Annotated in this window: 2 protein-coding genes; both read right to left on the bottom strand. The window is 74.5% G+C overall.

Going from position 1 to position 3,328, the window contains the following annotated elements:
• Positions 1-222: 222 nt before the first annotated feature.
• Positions 223-2,172: a hypothetical protein gene (locus VF746_29695; protein HEX8696629.1), complete on the bottom strand. Its 1,950-nt coding sequence runs from the start codon at positions 2,170-2,172 to the stop codon at positions 223-225.
• Position 2,173: 1 nt separating this feature from the next.
• Positions 2,174-3,328, bottom strand: a 1,155-nt coding sequence (locus tag VF746_29690) for a caspase family protein (protein HEX8696628.1), incomplete at its 5' end; no start/stop codon positions are given.

The following is a 3,328-nucleotide window of genomic DNA, read 5'->3' as shown; positions in this document are numbered from 1 at the left end:
CCAGCGTCTCCGGAAACAGCACCTGCTGATCCCGGTCAACCCCGGTGATGTAGCCCATGCTCGCTCCCTGGCTGGCTGTGGGATCGCCAGCAATTTACCTCGCAGGAGACAGTTTTGACACAGTCTGGGCCTCAGGATGACATCATGAAGTGCGAAGTCCTGAACGCCGATCGTGCCCGGGGTTCAGGACTTTCGCACTTTCGTACTTTCGCACTCACGCACTCACTCCCCGTGCAGCATCCGGAAGAAGCTCCCCCGCGGCTTCAGGAGCCCGCTGGGGCCGGGCTCCCAGAGCCGCCTCCCCCGCTCGCGCACGTACTGGCTCTGCCGCAGCCAGCGCCGCTCGCTGGTGACGTTGGTGGTGACGGCGTAGCGCACCTCTCCGTGCGGGCCCAGGATCACCGTGGCGCCGCCGTACATCGGGAACGAGCCGGCGGGGCTGTCCACCCGGCGCCGCTGCGTGACCTCGGCCACCAGGTCGAACACCACCTGCCCGTCGGGGCCCACCCGCCGCGACGAGCGGATCGACTCCACCCGCGGCCGGTCGACCCGGTCGCCGTGCAGCCCCGGGTCGCCGTCCCGCGCCAGGCCGAACTGCGCCGGGTGCGCCACCACCATCTTCCCCAGCGCCACGGCCTGCGTGCGCAGCTCGTCCGCGCTGGCGGGGCACGCCGGGTCGCCCCGGAAGCGCAGGTTCCCGAAGCTGAGCGCCTCCACCGGGTCGATCGCCGGCTCCGGCGCCCGCCAGAGCAGCTCGTCCTCGGCCAGGCTGCGCACCGCGTTGGGGTAGATCCCGTGCCGGCCGAAGGCGTCGATCCACGCCTCGCGGTACCCCCAGGGGTCGTCGGGGACCAGGTTGTAGTCGGCGGTGATCACCGCGCGCAGGAACTCGCCCAGCTCCACGTCCACCGGCGGGCAGTAGTCGATGGCGCGGATCAGCACGGTGAGGAACTGGCCGGCCAGCTTGCTGGCCGCCTCGGCGAGCACCTCCTGCAGGTCGGCCGAGGGCTCGCCGGCCAGGATGCCGCTGCCGCCGGTGGCCAGCCGCACGTACCGCTTCGTCTTCTGCCGGTAGACGGTGAGGAAGGCGTCGAAGACGGCCGAGACCAGCACCGAGCCCAGCTCGTGCTCCTCCATCGCGGGGTCGTAGCGGCGCGGCTTCACCCCGCCCTTCTCGTCCAGCTCGATCGCCGTGCGCAGCGACCGGTCCTCCCCCGCGCTGGTGGTGTGCCCGAACTGCCGCGCCAGGTCGGTGAGCAGGGCGGCCTGGCCCAGGTCCCCGCGCGAGCCGCGGATGGCGGCGCGCACCACCTCGGGGTAGCTGAAGTGCTGGAAGATGGCCACCAGGTCGGCGAACCCCTCGTGGAACGCCAGCACGTCGGGCCCGGTGGGGACGTTGAACCGGGCCCGCAAGCCGTCCAGCAGGGCGTGCGTGACCTCGTGCGCCACCACGTCGTGCGAGAGGCAGGTGAAGACGTAGCCGCCGGGGACGTTGCGCCCGGCCACCTTCTCCCCCGCCCGGAAGTAGCCGAAGCGCAGCTCGCCGCGGTCGGGGTCGTACCAGGCGTTCCTCGCCTCGCCGCCGTGCGGGACGATCACCAGGCGCGTGCGGTCGTCGCCGTCGGGGGCGTCGAAGCCCCAGGCCACGTGGCGGCCCAGGGCGTGGCGGAAGGCGGCGTACACCAGGCTGCAGACGGCGTACACCATCTGCTGGTGGAAGCGCGGGTCCGACGGCGAGGCGGCCCGGCCGCTCCGGATCAGCGCGTCGGGGTCGTCCAGGTCCACCGCCCGGTAGCGCTCCAGCGTGCCGGCGTCGCGCGGGTCCACGCGCAGCACGTACCCGGTGGGCCCCGGCCCCAGCGGCTCGTAGGGGACGTTGACCACCGCCACCGCCCCCTCCAGCCGCGAGGCGGCGGGGTCCAGGGTGTAGATCCTCAAGGGGCGGTACAGCGGGTCGTCGGGGCGGCGCTCGTACGGCAGCCCCCGGGCGCCGCGCTCCACGCCTTTGCCGATGCTGAAGCCGAGCGCCTCCTCCTCCTGGCCGGGAGGCGGCCCCCCGGCCAGGAGCACCTCGGTGACGCCCTCGCCCCCGCCCCCGCCGCCGTCGCCGGGGCGGCCCTGGGCCACCGCGGACGCGGCCGGGGTGGTGGCGGGGCCCGGTGCGTCCGGCATCTCAGGCCTCCGCCTCGGGGGCGCCCAGGAGCTCGCGCAGCACCTCGCGCTGCTGGGGGAGGAGGCTCTTCACGAACGCCTCCAGCCACGAGCCGTTCGCCCCCGCCGGGGCCGCCGGCGCCGCCGACCCCGAACTGCCGCTCGGCACCGCCACCAGGGGCGGCGTCTCCTGGGCGCCGCCGCCCGCCTCGCGCGTTGCGGCGCCCAGGAACGGCCGCCTGAGGGCGGGCGTGGCGGTGTCGAGCCCCGGGTGCTGGCTGGGCTCGGGGAAGGCGGCCAGGAGCCGCCGCTGGAAGTCGGCGTTGCTCAGGCGGTTGCGGACGGCGTCGCGCACCAGCGCCGAGACGTGGCGGGTGAAGACGCCGTTGCCGCCGCGCTCCAGCGCCACCTCGTCGTCGCGGCAGGCCGAGAACGCCACCACCCGGCTCGACTCGCGGTCGCGCAGGGCCCGCGCTCCGCCCGCGTCGCGCGAGGCGGCCTTCTGCTGGCGGTACGCCTCCCACATCTCCGGCGTGGGGTCCATGAAGCGCGACCGCACCGGCTCGCCGTCGGCCGCGGCGGCGAAGGCGCTCTGCAGCGCGGCGCGCGACATCGACCCCGAGTGGCAGCAGTCGTAGATGCAGGTGAAGGAGACGCCCGCGGGGAGGCGGCTGAAGAGGGCGAACTGCTCGTCGTCGAGGAGGAAGCCGCCCTGGTTGCAGTCCACCGGCACCAGCGCCTCGTCCTGCCGGTCCTCGTCGTCGCTGTCCTCGTCGCGGAACTGGGTGCCGTGCCCCGCGTACTGGAGCACCACCACGTCGCCGGGGCGGCTCTCGTCCACCAGCTGCCGGATGGCGGCGACCATCCCCTGTTTGGTGGCCTGCGCGTCCAGCAGCAGCCGCACCTGGAACCCCACCTCGGCCAGCCGCCGCGCCCAGAGCTTCGCGTCGGCCACGCAGCCGCCCAGGCGCAGGTTGCCGGGGTAGGCGTTGATCCCGATGCAGAGCGCGAGCTTCCGCCCGCCGCCGCGGTCGGCGTCGTCCGCCGCGGCCTGGGGGACCTCGAAGTCGCGCGCGTCGTCGGCCGCCTCCTCCTGCGGCGCCACCCCGCAGTCCACCTCGCCCTCGTCGGCCGTCTCGCGGTCCAGCGCGCTCTCGGCGAAGGCGCGCCCCGCCGG

The organism is Longimicrobium sp. (genome assembly GCA_036389795.1).
GTDB lineage: Bacteria > Gemmatimonadota > Gemmatimonadetes > Longimicrobiales > Longimicrobiaceae > Longimicrobium.
The sequence above is the reverse complement of the archived record's forward strand: the minus strand, read 5'-3'. Positions and strand labels throughout refer to the sequence as shown.